General features: G+C 61.6%; 19 protein-coding genes. 4 read left to right on the top strand and 15 right to left on the bottom strand.

Going from position 1 to position 21,077, the window contains the following annotated elements; all coding sequences use genetic code 11:
• Nucleotides 1–71: 71 nt before the first annotated feature.
• Nucleotides 72–836 carry a fumarate/nitrate reduction transcriptional regulator Fnr gene (gene fnr, locus RCH09_RS16345; protein ID WP_326942199.1) on the top strand — a complete coding sequence of 255 codons (765 nt, stop codon included), beginning with the start codon at nt 72–74 and terminating at the stop codon, nt 834–836.
• A gap of 34 nt (nt 837–870) precedes the next feature.
• Here the strand turns inward: fnr and RCH09_RS16340 are convergent, their stop codons facing one another.
• The 15 genes from RCH09_RS16340 to hemN form a co-directional block, all read right to left on the bottom strand.
• Nucleotides 871–1,941 (bottom strand): glycosyltransferase family 2 protein, encoded by a 1,071-nt coding sequence (locus tag RCH09_RS16340; protein ID WP_326942198.1) that lies wholly within the window; start codon nt 1,939–1,941, stop codon nt 871–873.
• A 66-nt stretch (nt 1,942–2,007) separates the two neighbouring features.
• Nucleotides 2,008–3,246, bottom strand: a complete 1,239-nt coding sequence (locus tag RCH09_RS16335) for a GNAT family N-acetyltransferase (RefSeq protein WP_326942197.1) — start codon at nt 3,244–3,246, stop codon at nt 2,008–2,010.
• A 197-nt stretch (nt 3,247–3,443) separates the two neighbouring features.
• Nucleotides 3,444–4,595, bottom strand: coding sequence for a polysaccharide deacetylase family protein (locus RCH09_RS16330; protein ID WP_326942196.1), 1,152 nt, complete (start codon nt 4,593–4,595; stop codon nt 3,444–3,446).
• Nucleotides 4,596–4,866: 271 nt separating this feature from the next.
• Nucleotides 4,867–5,106, bottom strand: coding sequence for a hypothetical protein (locus RCH09_RS16325; protein WP_326942195.1), 240 nt, complete (start codon nt 5,104–5,106; stop codon nt 4,867–4,869).
• A gap of 9 nt (nt 5,107–5,115) precedes the next feature.
• Nucleotides 5,116–5,649, bottom strand: a complete 534-nt coding sequence (locus tag RCH09_RS16320) for a FixH family protein (protein ID WP_326942194.1) — start codon at nt 5,647–5,649, stop codon at nt 5,116–5,118.
• A gap of 12 nt (nt 5,650–5,661) precedes the next feature.
• Complete coding sequence (ccoG, locus tag RCH09_RS16315) at nt 5,662–7,107, bottom strand: cytochrome c oxidase accessory protein CcoG (protein ID WP_326942193.1); 1,446 nt, start codon at nt 7,105–7,107, stop codon at nt 5,662–5,664.
• Between the two features lie 6 nt (nt 7,108–7,113).
• Nucleotides 7,114–8,040, bottom strand: coding sequence for a cytochrome-c oxidase, cbb3-type subunit III (gene ccoP, locus RCH09_RS16310; protein ID WP_326942192.1), 927 nt, complete (start codon nt 8,038–8,040; stop codon nt 7,114–7,116).
• Complete coding sequence (locus RCH09_RS16305; RefSeq protein ID WP_326942191.1) at nt 8,033–8,218, bottom strand: cbb3-type cytochrome oxidase subunit 3; 186 nt, start codon at nt 8,216–8,218, stop codon at nt 8,033–8,035. Before RCH09_RS16305 ends, ccoP begins: the two co-directional genes overlap by 8 nt.
• A 1-nt stretch (nt 8,219) precedes the next feature.
• Complete coding sequence (ccoO, locus tag RCH09_RS16300; protein WP_326942190.1) at nt 8,220–8,834, bottom strand: cytochrome-c oxidase, cbb3-type subunit II; 615 nt, start codon at nt 8,832–8,834, stop codon at nt 8,220–8,222.
• A gap of 14 nt (nt 8,835–8,848) precedes the next feature.
• A complete protein-coding gene (gene ccoN, locus RCH09_RS16295; protein ID WP_326942189.1) occupies nt 8,849–10,276 on the bottom strand; it encodes a cytochrome-c oxidase, cbb3-type subunit I in 1,428 nt (475 codons plus the stop codon).
• A gap of 188 nt (nt 10,277–10,464) precedes the next feature.
• Complete coding sequence (locus RCH09_RS16290) at nt 10,465–12,033, bottom strand: sensor domain-containing diguanylate cyclase (protein WP_326942188.1); 1,569 nt, start codon at nt 12,031–12,033, stop codon at nt 10,465–10,467.
• A 166-nt stretch (nt 12,034–12,199) separates the two neighbouring features.
• A complete protein-coding gene (gene ccoS / locus RCH09_RS16285; RefSeq protein WP_326942187.1) occupies nt 12,200–12,397 on the bottom strand; it encodes a cbb3-type cytochrome oxidase assembly protein CcoS in 198 nt (65 codons plus the stop codon).
• A 2-nt stretch (nt 12,398–12,399) separates the two neighbouring features.
• Entirely contained in the window at nt 12,400–14,886 is a 2,487-nt protein-coding gene (locus RCH09_RS16280) for a heavy metal translocating P-type ATPase (protein ID WP_442785050.1), read from the bottom strand.
• Nucleotides 14,883–15,659 (bottom strand): sulfite exporter TauE/SafE family protein, encoded by a 777-nt coding sequence (locus RCH09_RS16275; protein ID WP_326942186.1) that lies wholly within the window; start codon nt 15,657–15,659, stop codon nt 14,883–14,885. The genes RCH09_RS16280 and RCH09_RS16275 overlap by 4 nt, the downstream gene beginning before the upstream one ends.
• 11 nt (nt 15,660–15,670) lie before the next feature.
• Nucleotides 15,671–17,092: an oxygen-independent coproporphyrinogen III oxidase gene (gene hemN / locus RCH09_RS16270; protein ID WP_326942185.1), complete on the bottom strand. Its 1,422-nt coding sequence runs from the start codon at nt 17,090–17,092 to the stop codon at nt 15,671–15,673.
• Between the two features lie 121 nt (nt 17,093–17,213).
• Between hemN and RCH09_RS16265 the strand changes: the two genes are divergently transcribed.
• The 3 genes from RCH09_RS16265 to RCH09_RS16255 all read left to right on the top strand — a co-directional run bounded on the left by RCH09_RS16265 (nt 17,214) and on the right by RCH09_RS16255 (nt 20,988).
• Nucleotides 17,214–17,411: a hypothetical protein gene (locus tag RCH09_RS16265; RefSeq protein WP_326942184.1), complete on the top strand. Its 198-nt coding sequence runs from the start codon at nt 17,214–17,216 to the stop codon at nt 17,409–17,411.
• A gap of 43 nt (nt 17,412–17,454) precedes the next feature.
• Nucleotides 17,455–19,128 carry a methyl-accepting chemotaxis protein gene (locus RCH09_RS16260; RefSeq protein ID WP_326942183.1) on the top strand — a complete coding sequence of 558 codons (1,674 nt, stop codon included), beginning with the start codon at nt 17,455–17,457 and terminating at the stop codon, nt 19,126–19,128.
• A 213-nt stretch (nt 19,129–19,341) separates the two neighbouring features.
• On the top strand, nt 19,342–20,988 hold the full coding sequence (locus RCH09_RS16255; RefSeq protein WP_326942182.1) for a methyl-accepting chemotaxis protein: 1,647 nt from the start codon (nt 19,342–19,344) through the stop codon (nt 20,986–20,988).
• The last annotated feature ends 89 nt before the right edge of the window (nt 20,989–21,077 follow it).

Genomic DNA, 21,077 nt, shown 5'->3' with positions numbered 1-21,077 from the left:
CAACATGGTTCCATGCAAAGCAATCCTTGGAAATCAGCGCAATCCGCGCATATTCATGGTACACACTAGGCATGGACCAATCCCTTGCACGCATCACCCCCGCCGTCATCAACATTCCAGCTTTGAAGGCCAGCTGCGCCGGCTGCAGCATGCATCAGTTGTGCCTGCCGATGGGCCTGAATGAGGCGGACATCAACAAACTCGACCAGATCATCGGCCGCCGCAGACGCATCGCCCGCGATGAGGTGCTGTACCGGATGAATGATCCCTTTCGGAATCTCTACGCAGTGCGCTTTGGTCATTTCAAGACCTGCCAGGTCGATGCCGGCGGCGACAGCCACATCACGGGGTTTCAAATGGCCGGTGAATTGCTGGGCATGGATGCGATCAGCGCCGAACAGCACCACTGCGACGCCGTGGCGCTGGAAGACAGCGAGGTGTGCGAGATCCCATTCGTCCGGCTGGAAGAACTGTTCGGGCAGATCCCGACCTTGCTACATCACTTTCATCGCATCATGAGCCAGGAAATCATGCGCGAACAGAACGTCATGCTGCTGCTTGGCAATATGCGCGCAGAACAGCGCTTTGCCGCCTTCCTCGTCAACCTGTCATCGCGTTATGCCGCACGCGGCTATTCGTCGACCTGCTTCCAGCTGCGCATGTCGCGCGAGGATATCGGCAACTACCTCGGATTGACGATCGAAAGCATCAGCCGCCTGCTGTCGCGCTTCAAGAAACAGGGCTGGCTGGAAGTCGACAAGCGTGAGGTGCGCCTGCTTGATCCGGTCATGCTCAAGGGTCTGGCGGCGGGAACGGAACACTGCACGCCGATGTGATCGGGCGCACACGGCGCGACGTCCGTGGCGGCCATCACCCTTCAGTCACTGCCGCAGGCGCGCCGCTGCCAATCTGACGCGCAAGTCCGCGCAGCCACGACGGCATGCATAGCTTTGCCAGAATGCGCGCTGACCGGGTTTCGACATGGCGGTAACGCAGCACACTGCGCCAGAGCCAGCCGAACGCGGCGATGCGGTCTTCTTCGCACACGGCATCGGCCGCGTCGAGACTGAAGGCACCCTGCTTCTCATCGAATTCGCGCCGGTGCAGTTGATAGATTTCAGGATCCCTGCGCCGCAGTCGTTCCAGCACACGAATGATGTCGACCGCACGGCGGTAACGATACCGCGCACCGGACATCTGGCTTGACGAGATGCGATAGCGCAGCAAATCCCGTTTCAGGAACCCGATCTGCCCTTGCCGCGCGACCTGCATGATCCAGTCCCAATCGCACATCGAGCCTGCCTCCGGATCGAAATTGCCGACCAGATCCAGCACCGTGCGCCGGAACATCACGGTGGGCGGATGGATGAAATTGCCAAGTACCAGTTTTTCGTAGATCAGGCCACGATAGCTGGCCACGCTGCACCCGGAGCTGGTCCCTTGCGCCGTGCCGAACTCCTCCTGCACCGAAAAGATATCGGGAACGCCACGCGGATAGCGACGAAATGCCCCGTAATAGGATTGGCCGAAGGATGCGCCAAGGCTGCCGTCGTCATTGAACGCTGAAAAATCCGATGCCACCAAAAGCACCTCGGGGCGCTGCGCAAGGTATGCCGATTGCATCGCAAGGCGTTCCGGCTCACAGATGTCGTCGGCGTCGAACAGCGCGATGTAGTCGCCGCGCGCCATCGCAATGCCGGCGCGTCGGGCTTCGGCCAGGCCACTATTGGGCTGGTGCAGCGTGGTCACGGCACTTCCAAATCGGCGCAGTACCTCGGCGGTGCCATCCGTCGAGCCGTCGTCGACGACAATCACTTCAAGGGGAATGGTAGTGGTTTGCAAGAAAACGCTGTGCAGCGCCTCTTCGAGCGTTGCCGCAGCGTTAAAGGCGGGTATGACGACGCTTATTCCGGGTGTGCTGGCACGACGTTGGGCGGGCATCCCAGTCTCCTCATGGTGAATCGCTGTGCGCGTCGGCTCTCAGGCTGCAGAGCATGTCAGCGCAGATCATTTGCGCAGTCGCGCAATTGCACGAGCCCGAAGTCGCATCAACAACCGCTTGAACTTCTGAGCCATCAAAAACACTTTTACACCGCCGCGGGCCCGATAAACGGTGGCCCAGAACAGGTGACGCTGATGCGTCGACAACGAACGCTTGTACTGCGAATCGCCCGCAAGAAAGTCATATTCACGCAAGCCATCGATACGGCAATGTTCAATCGCCAGGCAATGGGTCAACAGACCCGGTTTCAATTGACTGTTCTGCTGCCAGGCGAAGCCCGACTGATAAAAAAATACTGCCCCGTCGGAAATGAAATTATACAAAACACCCACTGTGCTCTGGCCGGCCGTGACGCGCAGGAGCTTCACGCCGCCAGAAGACCACAAGCGACGAATCAGCGCGCGGTGGAACGCGACAGCGCTCTGGCTGGAGAACGATCCTGCCACGCCTTTTCCGGCCCAGCGTTCGTTGTGCAGCGTGGCCAGTTCGTCAAAGAATTCCATGCCGGTGTCCAGATCGGTCGCCGCCACCAGCGACACCGGTCCGGATTCGGCTTCGTAAACACGTTGCGAGCGCTTGACTTGCGCACGCGTGTTGCTCGATACCTGCGTCAGGAACGGCGCATCGCGCAGGCTCTCGATATTCACGTAGGGCGCCGGCTTGTGATCGAGGTCCGATCGCGACTGTGGAATCGCAGCGATTACCCGTTCGATGATCCCATTGGCGCAACAACCGCTCAGGACAATGCGGCTCCACGCCAGCGTCGACAGAAATTCCGTCAGGTCGCTGACAATGGCATCCTCATGGCCGGGTGCGAACAACACGTCGTTATGTTCGGCAAGTGGTGAGCGCGTCGATGTGGCGCCGCCGGCGTTCAAGTACAGCGTTGGCATGAAGAACACACTGATACGCGCGGTTTTTCTCAACAACAGGCAGCCGCCCACGACCACCCCGTTACATGACCACCAGACCCAGTTGCCGGTGAATTCAGCGCCGTAGATTCCGATCCAGGTTTCCATCCAGTCGCGCGACAAAAATATCGCCGCATTGCTGGCGATCCGATAAAGCGGCTCCCACCAGTCCGGACATGCCTCTTTTGCATCAAAGGCGCGGACATGCCGACGCAGGTGCCCGGTCATTTTCGGCAGCAGATCTTGCGGCTGGTGCGTCGGAGGCAGCGTGAGCGCAAACTCGACCTGACCAAGTAACCGCGCCGAGCCAAATGCAGGGTCGCTTCCAGTCATTCAACTCTCTCCGTGATATCAGTATTTGTTTCCGCAACAACGGAGGACGATTGGGATGCCGATTTCCGGGCAGCCGGACAACAACGGCGCGCTGGAAACCAGCCTTGGCACATCCGGCAAGACGTGCCGGGAGGGCTGGGCACGACGCGCCCGGCATGTTTTTCCGGACGCTCTCAAGCGGACGTCAGAATACACTTTCAATATCCCCTTAACAACATCCACTCCATATTCTCGGAGCTTTGCAAGCCCGAAGCCGACAATCGCTTCAGTTCAAACAGATCATCGACGGAGGCGGCGCCGCGCTCGGTCGATAGCGCGGCCGCGAAATGCTGGCGGCAAAATTCAAGAAGACGTGGATTCATGTCGGCCAACTTGCCGTTTGGAAAACAGAATGTGGTGCTGCATTGACCGGTCTGGCGCACGATCATGTCGCGACTTCCCAGGATTTCGGCGGCAGCCTCGTCAAACGGCAAATTCGTCAGAATCGGGTGGTTGATGGTGTGTGCACCGACTTCAAAACCCGCCCGGACCAGATCGCGCGCGTGATCCCACGACATGAACCGGTAATCGCCCTCGGCCGGACAAGGCGTGTGGCCGAGCGCGCTGGCAATTTTTTCGACCAGGTCAACGACCTGATGGTGCTCTTTCCGCTTGAGGCTTGCTTTCATGGCCAGCAACGTTCTTTGCTTATCGTCGAATGTTCTGATGGATACCTCGCCACCGTCATCCGGCAGCCGCAGCGTGGCATGCGCCGTCTCGGAGAATGCCTTTTCGAGCTGGTCAGTCCACATGAACCGGTCGGTGCCGATAAACCCTGTGATGAGGAAGAATGCCGCCGTCATGTTGAAGTCGGCCAGTACCGGAGCCGCAACCAGCGCATTGTTTTCGTAACCGTCGTCGAAGGTCAACGCCACGGTGTTGCGCATGTCCTCGCCGGCGCACAGTTCGCGGACCATGTCAGCCATCGGGACCACCCGCCGCGACCGCCGCAAGATCCGCAATTGATCGACAAACAAATCGACAGCGATATGTTTTCCTCCAATCGAGCGCGCGCCATTGGAGGCACTGTTCCTGGAAATGCCGTGATACATCAGGATCAGCGGTGGGCTGGTCTTGACTTTCATTGCGGCGCCGAGCAGCCCGGTTTTGGCGGCAACGGTTTTGATTAAAGCAGTGTTCTTCACTATATTTCCGCAGCTGGAGGGTTGTGCCGGTTTCGCGCATCCGCTCTGTGGATCCGGCTGGCATCGCGCTTGACAAACAGAATATTGGCGTGACGCCTCAGTAACAAATTGTAACTGATTGCGGAATGTTTGCCATTGCCCGCACCCGGGAAGGTTGGCATCCAATGCCCTTCTGGATGGGCCTCATGGTGGTCGACCGCGGCGCGAATCGGGACTCCGCGTCCGCGTCCGAGCAAACGGACCGGGACCATCGGCAGGGAGCGGCGGGGGCAGTGTGCGAGAGTCGCTGGATGGCCGCCAGACCGGCGGCATCAGCCCCTTTCGTCTATTGCGTTTGCACTTTCGCAGCGTGCGCTGTCACGGCACGGGTCGCCACACCGATGACCGCGCAAAAAATCGATCGATTTCCATAACGCCGCTGCAACGTGACGGCCTGTCAGAACGGCGGGTGCACGTCGCTCGGTACGTGACTCAGATAGTAAGTCAGCATGCCGGCCAGGGAACACCCCAGCCAGAAAAAGAAGAATCCGAGCGTATAAGCAGCCAGCGCCGGCAATTCAGTGTGGCCGACCAGTTGCAGCAGATCGCCAGGGTCGAACAACGAAAAGAATGCGCCGGTGGCGGCAGCCGCCACCAGGAACGCAGGCCACAGGATCGTTATTACCAGTCGCACCATCGTTATTCCTCAACCGCCGGGCGGCAAATCTGCATTGATCTGAACCTGCTGCTGCTGTGGCCAGCTCCAGTCACCGTTCAAACGCCAGTCGCGCTGGTCACCTTCGACCAGCACAGTCCAGCGCGCCCGTTCGGGCAATGGCAGCGGCACACTGAAGCGCCCTTGCGGGTCGAGTCGCGCGACCAGATGGCGGTCCTTTTCGGGCTGGGTCGGATGGGCCAGATGCAGATGGATTGCGCCTGTCATCGGTTGGCCGTGCTCGAGCAAGACGCCGTTGAAGCGACCGTTGATCGCATCGTAATCGGCCCGCATCGTCAGGCCGCGCTCGATCGCCACGCGGTCGCGCCGCAGATCCTGATTGATCGCCTTGCCTTTCGCGTAGTAGTCGTCCACCACCATGGCATCCTGGCGCGAGAAAGCCAGGTAGCCGGAATACACCGCCGCCAGCACCACCAGAAATGGCCCCAGCATGATCAGCCAGGGCCAGCGCTGGCGATACCAGGGTGCGTCGTCGAGTCGAACTCGGGTGCGGTGCGATGTCATTGGCAGGTCCATTCAGTGATGCTCGTCGTGCTGTTTTTCGTGATCGTCATGGTGCTCGTTGCGCGGAACAAAGAACACTGCTTTTTCGCTGACCTGGAGATCCGCGCCATCGGTTGCCTTCAGCGTGAAGGTAATCTTGTTGGACCCCGGCGTGCCCTTCCCTGCCGGCACATGCACCCGCACCGGTACCGCGCGCGCCCCGGTCCCGAGCAGGTCGAGCTCGTCGGCCGAGGCCAGTGCGATGCCGTCAATGCCGCTGACGCTGAGCTTGTAATGATGGCTGGCTTCGCCGGTGTTCATGATCTGCAGCCGGTAGACATTTTCGATGACATCATCATCGACCACGCGCCCCATTGCGCCACGGTCCCGAATCACGTCGACCTTTAACGGCGTGCGCGCGTACAGCGAGACAAAAAACGCCGTCACGATCAGCGCCAGCAATGCGGTATAGATCAGCACGCGCGGCCGGAATACGCGCGCACGCATTTGCTCGATCGACCAATGGCTGGCGATCGCATGGTCGGTCGAATAGCGGATCAGGCCGGCCGGCAAATCGATCTTGGCCATGACCGAATTGCACGCGTCGACGCAAGCAGCGCAGCCGATGCACTCGTACTGCAAACCGTTACGGATATCGATCCCGGTTGGGCAAACCTGCACGCACAATCCGCAATCGATGCAGTCGCCGGTCGGCGGCGTGGTGGGCGCAGCTTTTTTGGCCAGCGGTCCGCGTGGCTCACCGCGTTCCTTGTCGTAGGTGATGATCAGGGTGTCCTTGTCGAACATCGCACTCTGGAAACGCGCATACGGACACATGTATTTGCAGACCTGTTCGCGCATCCAGCCGGCATTGCCATAGGTGGCGAAGGCGTAGAACAACACCCAGAACCACTCCCACGGTCCGAGCGTGACGTTGGCAATGCCATGCAGCAGCGTATGCACCGGCGTGAAATAACCGACAAAGGTCACGCCAGTCCACAAGGCCACCACGCCCCAGGCCAGGTGCTTGGCGGTCTTGCGGCTGATCTTTCCGATCGTCCAGGGTTGCCGGGCCAGGCGCATGCGGGCGCTGCGGGTGCCTTCGATGCGGCGTTCGATCCACATGAAGATTTCGGTGTACACCGTCTGCGGACAGGCAAACCCGCACCAGACCCGGCCGGCCACCGCGGTGACCAGAAACAATCCATACGCACAGACGATCAGCAGCGCGGCCAGATAGATGAAATCCTGTGGCCACAGCACCAGCCCGAAAATGTAAAACTTGCGGGCGCCCAGATCGAACAGCAATGCCTGCCGGCCGTTCAGGTGCAACCACGGCAAGCCGTAGAAGACAATCTGGGTCATCCACACGCACAGCCAGCGCAACGTCGCATAGCGGCCCTTCGCCTCGCGCGGAAAAATTTCTTCGCGCGCGGCGTACATCTTGATTACCGCTACTTCAGGTGTGCTGTTTGCCATCCGACCCTACTTTGCAACCACTGCGGTGTCATTCGAGAGGCTCCAGACATACGCTGCCAGGACATGCACCTTCGCTTCGCCGAGGAAATCCTTGAACGCCGGCATCACATTGTTGCGCCCGTTCCGGATGCCTTCCGTGATGGTCTCGACATTACCGCCATAAAGCCAGATCTTGTCGCTCAGGTTGGGTGCGCCCATCGCCTGATTGCCATGGCCATCGGCGCCATGACAAGCGGCACAGGCACCGAATTTCTCCTTGCCGTTGGCGGCCTTGATCGGATCGGCAGGGCCACCGGACAGGCTCAAGGCATAGTGCGCCACGTTGTCGACATCCTTCTCGCTGCCCAGCGCAGCGGCCATCGACGGCATGATGCCGTTGCGCCCGCCCAGCAGCGTGGCCTCGATGGTTTCCGGCTCGCCGCCGTACAACCAGTCCTTGTCGGTCAGATTCGGAATGCCGCGGTTGCCGTGTGCGTCCGAGCCATGGCACTGCGAACAGTAGGTCAGGAACAGGCGCTCGCCAATCGCATGCGCCTGGGGATCAGCCGCCACCACCTTCAGATCCTGCTTCAGATACTTGTTGAACAGCGGCCCGTATTGCGCGTCGGCCTTGACCAGTTCCTCTTGATACTCGGTGCTCGACTTCCAGCCGAGTTTTCCGGCATACGAGCCGAGGCCCGGATACAGAAACAGGTACAGCAGCGCGAACACGATGGTGATGTAGAACAACCACATCCACCAGCGCGGCATGGGCGTGTTCAACTCGGTCAGATTTTCATCCCAGACATGGCCGGTGGTGTCGATCTTGCCCGGTGTTTCCGGCCGGGCTTTGCCGGTCGACTGCGACCACAGCAGCAGGCCGCAGCCGATGATGCCAAGCAGCGTTAACGCGGTGATGTAGATGTTCCAGAAACCACTGGTGAAATCAGCCATGACGACGCTCCGATTCTGGTGCGCCGTCAACTTCGTCGGCAAACGGCAACTGCGCGGCGGCGTCGAAATCGCTGCTGCGCTTGACCCCAAAGGTCCACCACAGGATGCCGAGGAAGGTCGCCAGACTGATCACGGTCATGATGCTGCTGGCATTGTCGAACAGGGTTGTCATTGTCATGTTAGTTCCTGGTTTTGATCAGGGTGCCGAGTCCTTGCAGGTACGCGATCAACGCATCCTGTTCGGACTTGCCCACCAGCGTGGCGGGCGCGGCGACGATGTCGCTCTCGGCATACGGCACGCCCAGACGCTTCAAGGCGTGCATTTTCGGGATCACCTCGGCCGGGTCGAGCGGGGTCTTGGCCAGCCATGGATAGCCAGGCATGTTCGACTCCGGCACCAGATCACGCGGATTGTTCAGATGCGTGCGATGCCAGTCATCGCTGTAGCGCGCGCCGACACGGGCCAGGTCCGGCCCGGTGCGCTTGGAGCCCCACTGGAACGGATGGTCGTAGACAGACTCGCCCGCCACCGAATAGTGACCATAACGTTCGGTCTCGGCGCGGAACGGCCGGATCATTTGCGAGTGGCAACCGTAGCAACCCTCGCGAATGTAGATGTCGCGCCCGGTCAGCGTCAGCGCCGTGTAGGGCTTGAGGCCGGTGACCGGCTCGGTCAGGGTTTTCTGGAAAAACAGCGGGATGATTTCGACCGCACCGCCAAAACTGATGACCAGCAGTACCAGACCAATCAGCAGCCAGGGATTGCTTTCGATCCATGCATGGGAAAATTTCATTGAGGACTCCGGGATCAAATGTGAGCTGGCGACAGTGCGGGGATGCGGGCTTGCACAGCCTGCCCGCCACGCATGGTCATGAACGTGTTGTAAGCCATCAGGCACATGCCCGTCAGGTACAACCAGCCGCCGGTGAACCGGACCACGTAATACGGATAGGTCGCCTTGACGCCTTCGACAAAGCTGTAGGTCAGCGTGCCATCGTCATTGACTGCGCGCCACATCAGGCCCTGCATCACACCGGCAATCCACATCGCCGCGATGTACAACACCACGCCGATGGTGGCAACCCAGAAGTGGGCGTCGACCAGGCGTGTGCTCCACATCTCGACCTTGCCGGAAACGCGCGGGATCAGATAATAGATCGAGCCCATCGTGATGAAGCCAACCCAGCCGAGTGCGCCGGAATGGACGTGGGCGATGCCCCAGTCGGTGTAGTGCGACAGCGAATTGACGGTCTTGATGGACATCATCGGACCTTCGAAGGTCGACATGCCGTAGAAGGACAGTGACACGATCATGAACTTCAGGATCGGATCGGAACGCAGCTTGTGCCAGGCGCCCGACAGGGTCATCACGCCATTGATCATGCCGCCCCAGCTTGGCGCCAGCAGGATCAGCGAAAACACCATGCCGATCGATTGGGTCCAGTCTGGCAGCGCGGTGTAATGCAGATGATGCGGACCGGCCCACATGTAGGTGAAGATCAGCGCCCAGAAATGCACGATCGACAGCTGATACGAATACACCGGCCGTTCGGCCTGCTTTGGAATGAAGTAGTACACCATGCCGAGGTAACCGGCGGTGAGGATAAAGCCCACTGCGTTATGGCCGTACCACCACTGGATCATGGCATCCTGCACGCCGGCGTAGGCCGAATAGGATTTGAACAGCGAGGCGGGCATGCTCATGCCGTTGACCACATGCAGCAGCGCCACCGCGATGATGTAGGCGCCGAAGAACCAGTTGGCGACGTAGATGTGCTTGACCTTGCGCTTCATCAGCGTGCCGAAAAAGACCGTCGCATACACCAGCCAGACCACCGTGATCAGCAGCGTGATCGGCCATTCGAGTTCGGCGTATTCCTTGCCGCGCGTGAAGCCCATCGGCAAGGTCACCACCGCCGACAGAATGACGGCTTGCCAGCCCCAGAACGTGAAGGCGGCCAGCTTGTCCGAGAACAGTCTGACCTGACAGGTGCGCTGCACCACGTAGTAGGACGTCGCAAACAGGCCGCTGATGCCGAACGCAAAGATCACCGCATTGGTATGCAACGGTCGCAGCCGACCGTAAGTCAGCCACGGGATGTCGAAGTTCAGCGCGGGCCAGGCCAGCTGCGCAGCGATGATGAGGCCGACCAGCATGCCGACCACCCCCCACACCACGGTGGCGATCGTAAACTGCTTGACGATCTTGTAATTGTAATTTTGTTCTGTGACCACAAACGTTCTCCCCGAGATTGCAACGATGACAAGTGGAGGGTATGGCGATGGTTCCCCAAAATCCTTGATGTGAATCAAATCGGCAAGATTCGTCGCGAATACCAACACCTGTTGATCAGGCTGGTTGCTTGCGGTGTGTCATCGTGCAAGCGCAATGGCCGGGTTCGGCGAACGCGCGCAGGCAATGCCTAGCCCGTTGCCACGCACACCTGGCGCTTGCCGCGCTGCTTGGCCTGGTACATCGCCTGGTCGGCCATCTTGAGCAGGGTGGCGTGGTCCGAGCCGCTCGATGGATAGCTGGCGATACCGATGCTGGCCGAAATTTCCACATCGATGTCGGCGATCCGGTATGGCGTCGAGATGATCTCGATGAGTCTGGTGCCGAAGGCGGCGGCACTGTCCATGTCGGAGTGCGCCAGCACGATGACGAATTCATCGCCGCCGAGCCGCGCCACCATGTCGGCGTCGCGCACCGCCGCGCTGATGCGCGTGCCGACCTCGCGCAACAGCTGGTCGCCAATGGCGTGACCATGCTGGTCGTTGATCTCCTTGAAGCCGTCCAGGTCCAGATACAGGATCACCAGCGTGCTGCCATCGACGGCGCAGCGCTGCAACTGCTCGCCGATGACTTTGCCCAGCAACGTGCGGTTGGGTAATCCGGTCAGTACATCATGCTGCGCGGCGTGGCGCGCCTGATGCAGCGTCAGGCCGGCATCGAGCAGCGCCTGGCGCATTTCGTTGGCTTCCTTGAAGGCAATCGGCGGAATCGACAGGACATCGCCGCTACCCAGCGCAATGGCCGGCTTGGTCAGTGCCGTGATTGATCGGGCGATGCGCCCGCCGAGGAACCAGGCCAGCGCCAATCCGATCATCAGCGCGGCCACCGTTGCAGCCACCAGCCAGCCAAGCGTTTGCCACAGCTGTGCAGACAATTCATTGATCGGGACTGCCACGACCACTGTCCAGTTATTCACTGGCGAACGGCTATGTGAAGCAACCACTGCGATGCCCTCCAGAGTGGTAGTTTCAACATGGCCCTCGGCACTGATTCCGATCTGCCGCAGCACGCCCGCTGTCGCCTTTCTACCGACGAATTTTTCGGCATCATGACTACGTGCGACGATCGTGCCATTGCGATCGAGCAACGCCGCACGCCAAGTGTCGGGTAATTTCTGGTCCTTGAGCACTTGGGCAAAGCGTTGAGGCGTTATGGTCGCGTTCAGTGAGCAGGTGCTATTGGCGCCGCATTTCACCGGCACCTCGACGGCCACCACGAAATGGCCCGACACCCTGCCCCACACCAGATCCGACACGGCCGGACCGCCGACCTCCAGCGCACGCATCAACGATGGTTCATCTGCCAGACTTGGCAGGACCGCGCCGAACCGGCGGGCAGTGGTCAGCAACAGTTGTCCGTTGGGCGCCATCAGCGCGATGTTTTCCGCATTCATGTCGCGCAATGCATTGATTGCCCGTTCGTGAAACACCGCCAATTTGCCGGCATGCAGCGTGCGCGAGGTGCCCAGCACCTGCAACGCCGCCGTGGTGACGGCAATGTCGCGGTCCACCGAGCCGATCATGCCGCGCGCGGCGCTGGTCACGTTATTGAGTAGTTGCGCCCGTTCCTGCGCATAGAAATGCACCATCAGGAATATGGAAATCAGGGCGATCGGCAGAATTGATGCAATGACCAGCAGGGACAGGCTGGTGCGCACCCCGGGAGCGTCAAATGCTGGTGCAAACAGAAATCTGCGCATACTGACCGATCGGGGTGATGCCGCATTTGCCGCAATGCCGCACGTAGTTATTGTGACGCACGATGTCGAAGTCGCCGCCATGTTTGTTCGCAAACATAGCACGCCGGATGATGCAGAAGACGATGCCGCAGCAGATATATGATGGTCGTTTCGACAACAATGCCGATCAGGGCAGCCGCTCCGGCGCTGGCTCCGCAGGCGGGCGGTCAACCTCGACAACGGTACGATCGTCGTCCTGCAGGATACGTAGCGCCGGCCCCACCATGTCATCGAACTGACCGCTGTCGGACATGCCGAAAAAGATCCGGATGGCCAGAAACACCAACGCCACGCTCAACGGCACCAGCAGATACAGGGCTTCCATGGTCAGTCCCCCACCGTGTGCATCGGGCGCCCGCCGCGTCGCAGCCGCAAGGCGTTGACCACCACCACTGCCGAACTGACCGACATGCCAATGCCGCTCATCCAGGGATTGAGCCAGCCCAGTGCCGCGGCCGGAATCGCGATCAGGTTGTACAGGCTGGCCCACCACAGGTTCTGGTGAATCACGGCAATGGTCCGGTTTGCCGCATCGGCGACCTCGCATACCGATGACAGCCGCCCCGACAGCAGCACGCAGTCAGCGTGCAACTGTGCCAGCGCAGCGCCGCTGCCCATCGCAAATGACACATCGGCGCCCTTCAGGACGGCCGCGTCGTTGATGCCATCGCCAACCATCGCGACAATCGCGCCGTCGCGCTGCAACGCCTGCACGTAGGCCAGCTTCTGCTGCGGCAGACAACCGCCCAGTGCGGTACCGATGCCAAGCTCCGCCGCCACCGACTGCGTCACGCCGGGCTGGTCGCCGCTCAGCAGAATCACCGTGCGGCCACTGGCCTGCAGCTGCCGCACCACGTCCAGCGCATCGGGTCGCAGGCCATCGGCCAGATCGAAACGCGCCAGCCAGCCGCCGCTACCACCCAGATACACCGCCGTCAGTTCGGTACTGGCCACCTCGGCGCAAGCGCTGCCGGTGACTTCCTGCACAAAGGCGGCCGAGCCGAGTCGATAACGCACGCCCGCCAAACTGCCCTCCAGCCCCTGGCCGGGTACATGCCGCAGGTCGGTCACGGCCCCGCCCGGCGCCAGCGATGCATCCGCCCGGGCCGCCTCGACGATGGCCGCCCCAAGCGGGTGTGCGCTGGACTGTTCAAGGCTGGCCGCGAGCTGCAGACACCATGCGCGGGATGCAGCGCCGAGCATGTCCACATGCCGCAAGATTGGCCGGCCGAGCGTCAGCGTGCCGGTTTTGTCGAAGATGACGTGGGTTGCACGTTGCAGGGTTTCGAGGACATGCGACTGTACGATCAGCACACCGCGCCGCACCAGCCGGTCGGTCGCGGCAGCCAGCGCAGTCGGGGTGGCGAGCGACAGTGCGCACGGGCACGACACCACCAGCAGGGCAATCGCAATCGGCCACGATCGCGCCGGATCGATCCATTGCCACAGCGCGAAGACAATCACCACCAGCAGCAACAGCAGCGTGACGAACCAGGCCGCCACGCGATCGGCCCACTGGGCCAGTTGCGGCTTGCCCTGCCCGGCCCGCTCGATCAGTTTCATCAACACCGACAGGGTGCTGTCGCGCGCCGCATACGTGACGCGCAACACGACTGGTTGCCCGACATTGACCGCGCCGCCCGGCAAGCTGTCGCCCGGCTGGCGATGCTGCGGCTGGCTCTCGCCGGTCAGCAGCGACAGGTCGACGCTGCTGGCGCCATCGATGATGATGCCATCGGCGGCAACGGCGTCACCCGGCCGGATCAGAATCAGATCGCCTTCGGCCAGCGCGGTCGGCGCGACCAGTTCGGTCGTGCGCGCATCCGGGTAACCGGTCAAGCGCAGCGCCGAGGCCGGCAGCGCGTTCTGCATGCGGCTCAGCGCCGAGGCTGCCTTGCGCCGCGCCAGCAGCTCCAGATAGCGGCTGCACAGCAGCAGAAAAATGAACATCGTGATCGAATCGAAATACACCTCGCCGACGCCGCGCCAGGTCGCCACCACGCTGCCGACGAAGGCCGCGCTAATTCCCAGCACGACCGGTACATCCATGCCGAGCATGCCGCTTTTCAGATTGACCCAGGCGCCGCGATAAAACGGCAGGGCCGAATAGGTCAGTGCCGGCAGAGTCAGCAACAAGCCGGCCCAGCGCATCAGGGCGGCCATGTCGGCGTCCATGGTGCCATCGGTCGCCAGATACATCGGCAGCGCATACATCATGACCTGCATCATGCACAGGCCGGCAATGAACAACTGGCGGAACAGGGTCCTTTTGGCGCGATCGAGTTGCGCACCGTGCCGCACCGGATCGAAAGGATAGGCGGCATAACCGATGGCGCGCAGCGTTGCCGCAATCTGGCTCGGCTTGCACAGGTCGGAGCGCCAGCACACCTGCAGCCGTTCCGTCGAGACGTTCATCAAGGCGCTCTGCACGCCGGCCAGTCGCAGCAAGCGGCGTTCGATCAGCCAGACACAGGCAGCGCAACGGATGCCTTCGATCAGGAACGTCGCTTCGACGTTGCTCGGGTCGGCCGGGTCGGACGTGCCGCTCGCGCTGTCATACAACTGCAGTTCGGGCGGAACCAGGGCCGCCTGGGTCGCGGTCGCAGCAAAGCCGGTGCGCGTGCTGTAGTAATCGGCAAAGCCACTGTCAACGATCGCCTGCGCCACTGCGGCGCAACCGGGACAGCACATCGGCTGCGCCGCACCGTCGATGTCGACGCGCCAGTGCGTGTCCGGAGGCACCGGCAGGTCGCAGTGAAAACAGGTCGCCGCTTCGGCCAGCTGCGCCAGCACGGCGTTCTCGCGCATCATCATGGCGCCACCGCCGTCATCGGCGTAATGCACACCGCATCGAGCCAGTTCAACGGCATGCCAGCGGCCACCCGCATCAGGCCGGCCACGCCAAACAGCAGCACCACCAGTCCACACAGCACCCGCACCACGCGGCGCTGCATCCACTGGCGCAATTGCGCACCGGCCAGCCCCATCGCCAGCAGGGTCGGCAGCGTGCCAAGACCAAACGCCAGCATCACGCTGGCGCCAGACAGCGCTGAGCCAGTCAGCATGGCCGTGAGCAGCACGCTGTAGACCATGCCGCACGGCAGCCAGCCCCACAGGCCGCCCATGGCCAGCATCTTCAGCGGGCTGTCGAGCGGCAGCAGGCGTTTGGTCAACGGCTGGATGTGCCGCCACAGCGACTGGCCCAGCGATTCGAGCCGGCTCAGTCCGCGCCAGGCATCCATCAGGTACAGGCCGAGCGCCACCAGCATCAGATTGGCCAGCCAGTAGCCACCCACCTGCAACGCCGTCAGTCCGGTCATCGCCTGCGCGCCACGCGCCGCGCCGCCGACGATCGCGCCCGCAATGGCATAGCTGCCGATGCGGCCGGCGTTATACGACGCCACCCGCCAGAGCCGTTCAGCGGGTTCGGAGCGCTCCGACGCCGCCGTCATGACCGCCACCGGAAACGGCCGCGCACGCGGCGCCGCCACCGACAACGCACCAACAATCCCGCCGCACATGCCAACGCAATGCACGCTGCCGAGCAAGCCAATCAGGAATACGGGAAACAGGCTGGGACCGGTCACGTGTGATCACATCAAATGGTTTTTGAATAGCGCAATGGATGCGCCGGGACATGGTTCAGATAGCGGTCGAACACCATGCAGATATTGCGGATCAACAAACGTCCGCGCGGAGTGACGCTACACCAATCGCTGCTCAATGTCAGCAAGCCATCCTCGGCCAGTGCCTGCAACTGCGCCAGCTCCGGCGCGAAATACTCGGCAAAGTTGATCGGCCAGGCTTCCTCGACGGCAGGAATCGACAGTTCGAAATTGCACATCAACTGGCCGATGATGCTACGCCGCAGCAGATCATCCATGCCCAGCCGGATGCCGCGCGCAATCGGCAATTCGTTGTTGTCGATGTGTTCGTAATACGCTTCCAGCGTCTTCACGTTCTGGCTGTAGGTGCCCGACACCGCGCTGATGGCCGAGACGCCGCACGACACCAGGTCGCGCTCGGCATGCGTCGAGTAGCCCTGGAAATTGCGATGCAGGCGGCCCTGCTGCTGTGCGATCGCCAGATCGTCGGTGGGCCGCGCAAAATGGTCCATGCCGATATACACGTAGCCGGCGTCGGTCAGGCGCCGAATGCACAAGGCCAGCATATCGAGCTTGGCCGCGCCACTGGGCATGTCTTCTTCATGAATGCGGCGCTGCGACTTGAACAGATGCGGCATGTGCGCATAGTTGTAGATGGCAATGCGGTCCGGGCTGGCGGCGATGACCTTGGCCAGCGTTTGCGCCATCGTCATCACATTCTGCTTGGGCAGGCCGTAGATCAGATCGATGCTCACCGAGCGATAGCCGGCCGCGCGCGCCGCCTCGATGATGGCCAGCGTCTGCGCCTCGGGCTGGATGCGGTTGACCGCCTTTTGCACTTCCGGATCGAAATCCTGCACGCCCAGGCTGATCCGGTTGAAACCCTGCACGCGCAGGCTGTGCACGCGTTCCGGCGTGACGGTGCGCGGATCGACTTCGATCGAATATTCGCCGATCGCATCGGGCGCGAACTTGAACCAGCGCCGCAGATGCGTCATCAGTCCGGCCATCTGCGCATCGGTAAAGTAGGTCGGCGTGCCACCGCCGAGATGCAGCTGCTCGACCTGGTTCATGTCGGCGAACAACTGGCCCTGCATTTCGATTTCGCGCTTCAGGTAGGTCAGGTACAGCGCCGCCTTTTCATGCTTTTTGGTGACGATCTTGTTGCAGGCGCAGTAGTAGCAGATGGATTCGCAAAACGGGATGTGCAGATACAGCGACAACGGCTTGCGATTGCCGCGCGTGCGCAGCCCGGCCACCGCTTGCAGGTAGTCGCGGTACTTGAACGTTTCCACGAACCGGTCGGCCGTCGGATACGAGGTGTAGCGCGGGCCCTGCTGGCGAAATTTGCCGATCAGTGCCGCATCAAATTCGACGCCGGCAACAGCCGGAACGTGTGCTGCAAATGCGGTCATCGGTGGACTCCGTGCGGTCGGTCACGTCAGGAATTGGCGGAAGAACCGACCGGAGCGAGTCTAGGGAGAGCGCACGCTTAAAACATTGAGGTGGATCAAAAAGTCCGGATGGGGTGACAACTTGCAGTACCTGTTCCAATCAAGCAACGAATTTTTTACGACCGGCTATCGCCCGGGGCTTGCCGCGCAGATACTAATTGTTCCAGAAAAATTGCCATTAACAATTCTTAAACCGCTGTGTAGCTTGGCCCGAACGGTGAAATCCGGAGAATTACCAATGGCGCCGATCGACTTTCAGTTGTCCGTTCGACCTTTTTAAACCTCGTTGTTCGACGTCACCCAACGCTTCCGGAGAGTATGCCATGCGACTGAACACACCGATCACCAGCACCCAGTACGACATCAGCGAGTCCGAAACGATTGTTTCGACCACCGATCTGCAAGGCAATATCACCTACGCCAATCCCTACTTTGTCGAAGTCAGCGGCTTCACGCTGGAAGAGTTGATCGGCGCGCCACAAAACATTGTCCGGCACCCCGATATGCCGGTGGAAGCCTTCGCCGATTTGTGGAGCACGATCAAGCGCGGCGAGCCATGGAGCGGCATGGTGAAGAACCGCTGCAAGAATGGCGATTATTACTGGGTGCAGGCCAATGTCACACCGGTGTTCGAAAACGGCAAGCCGGTTGGCTTCATGTCGGTGCGCACCAAGCCCACGCGCGCGCAAGTTGATGCTGCCACGCGTCTGTATGCCTCGCTCAAGGCGGGCAATCCGGAACGCATGGCCATCGAGAACGGCGCCGGCGTCAGGACCGGTGTGCTGGCCAGGCTGGGCAAGCTGGCCAGCCTGTCGAGCAGCAAACGGATCGGATTTGCACTGACGCTGATGCTCGCCACGCTGGCGCTGCTCGGGCTGAACCTGGCGTTCGGCAGTAACACGACGAACATGCGCCCCTGGTTGCAAGGTCTGGCGATTGTCGCGTTGCTGAGCGGCGTGCAACTCTGGGTCATGCTGGAAACGACGGTACTCGGCCCAGTGCGCCAGTCGCTCGCCGCCACCAGGATCATGGCGGGCGGCGACCTGACCGGCGAAATCAAGACCGATCGCCACGACGAAACCGGCCAGTTGCTGCGCGCACTCAATCAGTTGCGCGTCAACTTGCGCTCCATCGTCGGCGACGTGCGCCGAAATTCGCAGGAGATCGGTGTCGCAACCCGCGAAATTGCGACTGGCAACATGGATCTGTCCGGCCGCACCGAATCGCAAGCCTCGGCGCTGGAGGAGACCGCCTCGAGCATGGAGGAACTGGCGTCAACCGTGCAGCAGAACTCAGGCAATGCGGACCAGGCCACGCAGATGGCAAGCACCGCCTCGCAGGTGGCCAGCACCGGCGGCGCGGTCGTCACCGAAGTGGTCGACATCATGAATGACATCGGCGCGGCATCGAAGAAGATCGTCGACATCATCGGCATCATCGAGGGCATCGCGTTCCAGACCAATATCCTGGCGCTCAACGCCGCGGTCGAGGCCGCCCGGGCCGGCGAACAGGGCCGCGGGTTCGCGGTGGTGGCGTCGGAAGTGCGTAATCTTGCCGAGGCCAGTGCGACTGCATCCAAGGAAATCAAACAACTGATCGATGTATCGATTGATCGCATCAATGCCGGCACGGTACTGGCCGCGCGCGCCGGGACGACCATGCAGGACATCATCGGTTCGGTCAGCAAGGTCAACCAGATGATGGGCGATATTTCGGCGGCGTCGCGCGAACAGAGCGCCGGGATCGCGCAAGTCAATGATGCAGTCACCCAGATGGACGAGGTGACGCAGCAGAATGCAGCATTGGTCGAACAGGCGGCGGCGGCGACCAGCCTGCAAGACCAGACCGACAGCCTGGTCGCCGCCTTGCGTGTCTTCAAACTCGATCAGCGTGGCAGTGGCGCATTGGCGCCGGCGGCGCGGAAAGCGGTGGCCGTGCCGGAAATGCGCGTCACAAGCATCGCGCCGGCGCGCCGCCAGCAGCGGCTTTCGCATTGACATGGCAAGTGGGAAAGTGGCGCGCGGCCAGCGGGAGAACCTGATCGTCCGCCGGGCGTTGTTTGACGACGGACGCCGCCTTACCCTGCAGTATTTGATCCAAATCAAATATGGCCTGCCCACATGCTGAGACGATGCCTCTAATGATGACTTAAGGCAACTTTTTGGGTGGGGCCTTGCCATCGGTTCAAGTCACCCACAAGGATTGTCGTCATGCGCACCAACCTCCCCGTCACCAATACCGAAATCCTGCTGCGCGACGACGAATTCCTCGTCTCGCGCACCGACACCAAGGGGCGCATCACCTATGCCAATGCGTACTTCATCGAGGTCGCCGGCTACACCGACGCCGAACTGATCGGCGCGCCGCACAACATCGTGCGGCATCCATCCATGCCGGCCGAAGCCTTCGCCGATATGTGGACCACCCTCAAAGAGGGTCTGCCATGGAGCGGCGTGGTCAAGAATCGCAGTAAGCAGGGTGATCATTACTGGGTGCTCGCCAATGTCACTCCGATCCGCGACCGGGGCCAGGTTACCGGCTACCTGTCGGTGCGCAGCAAGCCTTCCCGTGCACAGATCGACGCCGCCGAACAGCTCTACACACGCATCACCAGCGGCCATGCCGACGGCATCACGCTGCGTCGTGGCCGGGTCGCGCGCACCGGCGTCGGAGCCGCGCTCGCGGCACTGGCGCACTGGCCGTTGTCGATCCGGCTGGCGATCGTCTGCGCGATGAGCTGTCTGCTGGTGCTGGGCCTGGGGCTGGCCGCCCTGACGCAGCAAGGCAACGGCGCACGCTACTGGCTGCTGGCGGCAATCGGTGCCGGTCTGGTGGCGCACGTGTCGCTCTGGATCTGGCAGGTGCGCACGCTGGTACACCCATTGCGCAACGCCACCGAGGTGGCGCGCGCCCTTGCCGGCGGTGATCTGCGCCAGAAGTTCACGGCCAGCGACGATGATGAGCTGGGCCAGTTCATTGATGTCCTGCAGCAGATGAATGTCAATTTGCAGGCGACCATCGGCGACGTGCGTACCAGCGTCGAATCGATTGCGACGGCCACCAGGGAAATCGCCAGCGGCAACACCGACCTGTCCGGCCGCACCGAATCGCAGGCGGCGCGCCTCGAAGAAACCGCCGCCAACATGGCGCAATTCGGCGTGACCGTCAAACAGAATGCTGCCAACGCCGAGCAAGCCAATCAGTACGCCGCCACCGCCTCGGCCGTGGCGGTGGAAGGCGGCGAAGTGGTCGCCAAGGTGGTGCTGACGATGGGTGAAATCAGCGACTCCGGCCGCAAGATTGCCGACATCATCGGTTTGATCGACGGCATCGCTTTCCAGACCAACATCCTGGCGTTGAATGCGGCGGTCGAAGCCGCCCGTGCCGGCGAACAGGGGCGTGGCTTCGCCGTCGTTGCCGGTGAAGTGCGGCACCTGGCGCAACGCACGGCCCAGGCGGCGCGCGAGATCAAGCGACTCATCGATGAGTCGGTCGACAAGGTCAGCCATGGCACCGCGCTGGTGAACCAGGCCGGCAGCACGATGGGCGACATCGTCAACTCGGTACTGCGGGTGACCGACATCATGCGCGACATGTCGACCGCATCGCATGCGCAGAATGCCGGCATCGACCAGGTCAACGCGGCGGTCATGCATCTGGACGAAGCCACGCACCAGAACGCAGCGCTGGTTGAACAGGCGGCGGCCGCCGCGACCAGCCTGTCGCAACAGGCCACGCGCCTGGCGCAAACCGTCGGCGTGTTCAGGCTGTCCGGCGGCCTGCATCCTGCAGCAGCGACATTGGCGCATACGCAGCGGGTCGGCGCCACGCCAACCCGGCTGCGCGTTGGACGCTGACTGGCGCACCGGGACGTCAGTTGGCCATCAAAATATTTTAATTTAGCAACACTTTACCAGCCAGAAATGTGGCAAGCTGGCGCGGTGAC

It is taken from the genome of Actimicrobium sp. GrIS 1.19 (assembly GCF_035984655.1).
GTDB lineage: Bacteria > Pseudomonadota > Gammaproteobacteria > Burkholderiales > Burkholderiaceae_D > Actimicrobium.
This window is presented reverse-complemented; position numbering and strand designations above follow the sequence as displayed.

Excerpts from the sequence above, each read along its gene's own strand:
- RCH09_RS16335 (WP_326942197.1), bottom strand. The coding sequence starts at position 3,246 with ATGACTGGAAGCGACCCTGCATTTGGCTCGGCGCGGTTACTTGGTCAG.
- ccoG (WP_326942193.1), bottom strand. The coding sequence starts at position 7,107 with ATGGCAAACAGCACACCTGAAGTAGCGGTAATCAAGATGTACGCCGCG.
- ccoP (WP_326942192.1), bottom strand. The coding sequence starts at position 8,040 with ATGGCTGATTTCACCAGTGGTTTCTGGAACATCTACATCACCGCGTTA.
- RCH09_RS16260 (WP_326942183.1), top strand. The coding sequence starts at position 17,455 with ATGCGACTGAACACACCGATCACCAGCACCCAGTACGACATCAGCGAG.
- ccoO (WP_326942190.1), bottom strand. The coding sequence starts at position 8,834 with ATGAAATTTTCCCATGCATGGATCGAAAGCAATCCCTGGCTGCTGATT.
- RCH09_RS16320 (WP_326942194.1), bottom strand. The coding sequence starts at position 5,649 with ATGACATCGCACCGCACCCGAGTTCGACTCGACGACGCACCCTGGTAT.
- RCH09_RS16290 (WP_326942188.1), bottom strand. The coding sequence starts at position 12,033 with ATGCGCAGATTTCTGTTTGCACCAGCATTTGACGCTCCCGGGGTGCGC.
- RCH09_RS16325 (WP_326942195.1), bottom strand. The coding sequence starts at position 5,106 with ATGGTGCGACTGGTAATAACGATCCTGTGGCCTGCGTTCCTGGTGGCG.
- RCH09_RS16255 (WP_326942182.1), top strand. The coding sequence starts at position 19,342 with ATGCGCACCAACCTCCCCGTCACCAATACCGAAATCCTGCTGCGCGAC.
- RCH09_RS16280 (WP_442785050.1), bottom strand. The coding sequence starts at position 14,886 with ATGATGATGCGCGAGAACGCCGTGCTGGCGCAGCTGGCCGAAGCGGCG.
- fnr (WP_326942199.1), top strand. The coding sequence starts at position 72 with ATGGACCAATCCCTTGCACGCATCACCCCCGCCGTCATCAACATTCCA.
- ccoS (WP_326942187.1), bottom strand. The coding sequence starts at position 12,397 with ATGGAAGCCCTGTATCTGCTGGTGCCGTTGAGCGTGGCGTTGGTGTTT.
- hemN (WP_326942185.1), bottom strand. The coding sequence starts at position 17,092 with ATGACCGCATTTGCAGCACACGTTCCGGCTGTTGCCGGCGTCGAATTT.
- RCH09_RS16305 (WP_326942191.1), bottom strand. The coding sequence starts at position 8,218 with ATGACAATGACAACCCTGTTCGACAATGCCAGCAGCATCATGACCGTG.
- RCH09_RS16340 (WP_326942198.1), bottom strand. The coding sequence starts at position 1,941 with ATGCCCGCCCAACGTCGTGCCAGCACACCCGGAATAAGCGTCGTCATA.